We start from the raw sequence: 5,071 nt of genomic DNA, 5'->3' as shown, positions 1-5,071 counted from the left end.
ACTGATACGGCTGTGGGGGGTCTGGGTGCCGCCACAGCCGTATCAGTGGGTGTCAGGAGTCTTTTTTCGGACCGGAGTTGTTGATTTTTGGACTTACTGGGTGTGCGGGGTTTTGTGTTTGGTCTGTACCGATCGAGAATGAGCCGAGGTGTGGCTCCGGTTACGGCGTTGTACGGGTGAGCACGCCGCTGACGTTGAGGACCTCGTTGCAGCCGGCGGCGCGCTGGCCGGTTGCCGGGGTGCCCGGCTTGGCGCAGGTCACCTCTACGGTCACGGTGTCGTTCGCGGGGATCTCGATGGGGGTGACCCAGTGGTAGTCCTGGTTGCGGAAGGTCTCCAGCGCGATCGTGGTGATCTTGCGGTTGCCGAAGGAGAAGGTCAACACCCCTTCGTCGCCCTGGAAGTTGGCGATGACGACGTCCGTGACGCGGAAGATCGTGTTCGCGGGGACCGTGTAGACGCCGGGGACGGTCTGACCCGCGTTCGCCTTGACCTCGATGGTCTGGGAGGTCTGTTCGCCGCCGCCGGTTCCGCTGCCCGTGCCGGTACCCGTTCCCGTTCCGGTGCCCGTGCCGCCCTGGCCGTTTCCGCTGCCCTGGCCTGCGGTTCCCTGGCCGCCCGGCGCGGTGCCGGTGCCGCCGGTGTCCTGTCCTGGGGTCGCGCCGGACGTGGGGGCGGGGCGGGGCTGGACGGCCTCCTTGGCCGCGTCCTTGGCGGCGCTGCGCACGGCGGGGCGTACGAGGGTGAACCAGAGCAGGATCAGGGCGATGAGCAGGGCGAGCAGGGCCAGCAGCCACTTGGGGAAGATCGGGATCTGGACGAACTCGGCGTCCAGGGGCGCGCGGGGGACGACGTCCTCTTCGGTGGGCGTCTGCTCCGTACGCGTCTGCTCCTGCGTACCCGTCCCGCTCGCGTCGGCCGGCTCGGGGGCGACCTCCGTCGTCGTCAGGGTGAAGGGCCAGACGGCGGGCGCGCCGAACCAGACGGGCTTGCCGGTGCGGACCCGCAGGCCGACCTCGACGGACTCGCCGGGCTCCAGCTTCGGGCGCTCGGGGTCGAAGGCGAAGCCCAGTTCCTCGCCGGGCTGGCCGGGCGTGAACTCCACCTGGACCGGCGTATTGCCCTGGTTGCGGACGGCGAGCCGGTAGCGTCCGCGCAGCCAGCCCCGCCGGCGCCTCGGCACCAGCTCGGTCTCCAGCTCGTGGAACTCCCCGATCCGGACGGTCCCCTCGGGGACGCGCACCGCCTCGGGGTGCTCGGCGGGCAACACCCGTACCGCGAACGGCCGTTCACCGGCCCGGATCTCCGGGGAGCGCGGCGGCGAGAGCGTGATCGTCACCGTCTCGGAGGTCCCCGGGTACAAGGAGACCCGTGCGGGCTCGACGGCGCTCCACGCGGCGCAGTCCCCGACGACCTCCAGGCTGTACGCCTCGACGATGTCGCTGTCGTTGCGGACGGTCAGGGTGGTCGTGGCGACGGAGCCGGGCGCGACCGTCACCACCGGGATGTCGAGGCCGGGCGCGCCGGGACCGGAAGAGGCTGGAGAAGGGGTCACCCGACCACGCTAGGGACGCGTAGACGTGGGCCGCGAGGGGCGCGAGGGCAGTGTCCGGGCAGTCGTGATGCCCGCGCGGTGACCGCCGAGGGGAGCCGCCGATGCCCCCCTTCTTATTAAGCGGCCCGTCGGGCGCTGCCTCATCAGGCGTCTCATCAGGTTTCCCCCACACACCAGTGACCACGCACCTCCCACACGCCGCGCGCAGAGGAGAACAGCCCTGCCATGACATCTGTCCATGAGTACCCGGCTCAGCGCACCGCAGGCACCCGCCGGCCGGTGACCGTCGCCGTGTACGCCGCCGACCCGGTCCTGCGTGTCGGTGTCGTCCAGCAGTTACGCCAACGGCCCGAAGTCGCCTTCGTCGACGACGCGGACGCCGATTCGGCGGACATCTCGCTGGTGGTCGTCGACTCCGTCGACGACGACGTCGCCGCCCTCCTCCAGCGGCTGCGCCACAACACCGCCACCCGTACCGGCCTGGTCGTCGGCACCCTCGGCTCGGGCGCGCTGCAACGCGTCGTCGAGTGCGGGGTCACAGCGGTCCTGCGCCGCGCCGAGGCCGACCAGGACCGCCTCGTCCACCTCGTCACGGCCCTGGCCAACGGCGAGGGTGTTCTCCCGGGCGACCTGCTGGGCGAACTCCTCGCCCACGTGGGGAGTCTGCAACGGGCGGCGCTCGATCCCCGGGGCGTCTCGCTGTCCACGCTCACCACGCGTGAGGCGGACATGCTGCGCCTGGTCTCCGAGGGGCTCGACACCGCCGAGATCGCGCGCAAGACGTCGTACTCCGAACGCACCGTCAAGAACGTCCTGCACGAGATAACCACCCGGCTCCAACTGCGCAACCGCGCCCACGCGGTGGGCTACGCGCTGCGCAACGGGCTGATCTGACCGCACGCGTGACGGGCCGGTCCGGCGGCCCGTGCACGCGCGCGGTGCCCGAAAGAGCAGGGGGCGTTTCCCCCGGGTACGGCCGCCAGGACCTGGTGCCGCCGGGGCGGCGGGAGCAGGCTGGCGGCGGGAGAGCCGCGTCGTACCGAACTGTGAGGTGGACCTTGACGAGCACCGCCGGCCCGGGAGGGCGCTGGCGCCCGGGGAGGATCGGCGCGGCACTGCTGCTGCTGATCCCGCTGCTCACACTGACGGCCGCCTCCGGGCAGGGCAGTGCCGAACCCGGCGTGGGCGTGACCGCCGCCGGGGACACCCGGATCGCGTACGCGGGCACCCGGCACCGCAGCCTCGGCGATGTCCAGAGCCCCACCTCCAGCACCCCGGTGTCCGGCAAGGGCGCCGTGCACTACGACACCCAACCCTCCGCGCGCGGCGACCAGTTGGTGTTCGCGAGCCTGCGCGACGAGAAGACCCCGCAGATCTACCTGCGCACGGCGGACGGCTCCGTACGCAAGCTCACCACCGGCATGGACGCGGCGCATCCGCAGTTGACGCCGGACGGCGAGTCCGTGGTGTTCGACGCGGGGACGACGCAGCGCGACCTGTGGATCGTAGGGACGGACGGCGGCACACCCAGGCGGCTCACGGACTCGCCCGCGAACGAGACGGACCCGACGGTCTCCCCGGACGGCGAGCGCATCGCGTACGTCAGCGATGCCGCGCTGGGTGGTCCGCAGATCTACGTCCGTCCCCTGGACGGCGGTTACGCGAACCAGATCACCTTCGCGGCGAACGGCGCGGCGTCCGAACCCGCGTGGAACCCCGCGGACGACGACACGAACCGGAACTGGATCGCGTACACCGCGACGACCGACGGCGTGGGGCGGCTGCGGGTCGTCAACGCGAACGGCGGCGGTGACGAGACGCTCCTCGCGGGCAACTACGCGCAGTGGCGCGGCCATTCGGTGGCCTGGAAGCCCGACGGGAACGGCGTGATCTTCCTCAGCCCCGAGATCACCTGCGACTGCGAGGGCAACCGCGACCACCTGTTCAGCTCGGTGGCGCACTCCGACGAGGAACCCGACGTGCTGAACCAGGAGGACCGCGAGCTGCGGACCCCGACCTGGTCCGGGCCCACGAACGGCGGCCACGCGATCGTCGAGCACACCACGGCCGCCACCCCGAACACCGTGACCCTCCAGGACATCCGCTCCGACGGCATCGACCCGCGCGACCTCAACCTGGTGATCCTGAAAGAGGATCCGGCCGCCGACACCAACACCGACCCCACCAAGGACCCGCTGTTCCAGCCGGGGCCGGACTTCGACCCGTGGACGGAACGGCAGAACTACTCGCCCGACGGCCGCCGGATCGTCGTCACCCGCTTCGAGGGGACCGCGCCGAACCGCGTCGAACGCATCCTGATCACCGACGCGGACGGCACGAACGAGCGGACCATTCCGCTCGGCGGGCGCGAACCCACCGACTGGGACACCGACCCGACGTTCTCCCCGGACGGCAAGTTCCTCGCCTTCACCCGTACGACGCCCGGTGGCGTCGGAAACCCCAGTCGCATCCTCATCGCCGACGCGGCGACCGGCACGATCACCGGGCAGATCACCCCGCCCGAGGGCGAGCAGACCGGCCGCGATGCGCAACCCACCTGGTCCTCCGACGGGAAGACCCTCGCGTTCACCCGCAGCGAGGTCATCGAGGGGGGCGGCGGCAACAAGCACATCTGGACCGTGCCGGTGAACAACCTTTCCCAGCAACGGGACTTGAGCATCGCCGCCTGCCCCGGCGACTGCCGCGTCATCGACGACAGCCCGGCGTTCTCGCCGGACGGGCTCAGCATCGTCTTCAACCGGAAGAACGGCGGCGGCGCCGTCGACGAGCGCAACGGGCTGCTGCTGACGTCCCTTTCGGGCACCGGGTGCCGCGTACTGCTGCCCGCCGGGGCCCCGGGGTGCGGCTCCCAGCTGCCGGACACGACCTTCACCGGGCCGCACCAGCCGCGTGACGCCGCCTGGTCCGCCGACGGGAAGTCGCTCGTGTTCTCGTCGCGGGAGGCCGTCGACGCCAACAGCCCTGAGAAGCTGCGGATATTGGACATCGCCAGCGGTGAAGTGACCTCGCTGACCTCGCAGTTGGACGGGCGGCAGAAGGAGCCCAGCGTTCAGCAGTCGGTGGACCTCGCCGTCAAGGCGCCCGGGACCGTGCCGACGGTCACCGTCGGGACGTCCACGACCATCGGGGTCGACCTCGTCAACAACGGGCCCGCCGCATCGCCGGGGACGACGTTGACGGTCGTGCCGCCCGCCGGGGTGCAGATCACCGGTCTGACGTATCCCGGGGGGAGTTGTGACGCCGCCTCGCTCCAGTGCGACGTCGGAGTGGTGCCGCCCGGGGAGACCGTGCGGGTGACGGTCACCGTCACCGGGGTCACCGTCGGGGACGCGCCCATCGACTGGACGGTCACCGGGACCGTGCTCGATCCGCAGCCGAACGACAACAACGGGCGGACCGTCGTGCCGGTGAGGCCGGAGCCGGTTCCTTCGCCCACGCCCACTCCGTCGCCCACGCCTCCGACCTCGCCGACCCCTCGGCCCACCCCGCCGGCTC

General features: G+C 71.3%; 3 protein-coding genes. 2 read left to right on the top strand and 1 reads right to left on the bottom strand.

Annotated elements, in window-relative coordinates:
* Positions 1-160: 160 nt before the first annotated feature.
* Positions 161-1,555 (bottom strand): COG1470 family protein, encoded by a 1,395-nt coding sequence (locus tag AOK24_RS31765; RefSeq protein WP_240554232.1) that lies wholly within the window; start codon positions 1,553-1,555, stop codon positions 161-163.
* 225 nt (positions 1,556-1,780) lie between these two features.
* On the opposite strand from AOK24_RS31765, the gene AOK24_RS31760 reads away from it, so the two are divergent.
* Positions 1,781-2,449 carry a helix-turn-helix transcriptional regulator gene (locus AOK24_RS31760; protein WP_055723483.1) on the top strand — a complete coding sequence of 223 codons (669 nt, stop codon included), beginning with the start codon at positions 1,781-1,783 and terminating at the stop codon, positions 2,447-2,449.
* Positions 2,450-2,613: 164 nt separating this feature from the next.
* The coding region (locus AOK24_RS31755) for a hypothetical protein (protein WP_240554231.1) at positions 2,614-5,071 on the top strand (2,458 nt) is incomplete at its 3' end.

This window comes from Streptomyces niveiscabiei (assembly GCF_001419795.1).
Taxonomy (GTDB): domain Bacteria; phylum Actinomycetota; class Actinomycetes; order Streptomycetales; family Streptomycetaceae; genus Streptomyces; species Streptomyces niveiscabiei.
Note: the sequence above shows the minus strand (reverse complement) of the source record. Positions and strands in the feature narration are given on the sequence as shown.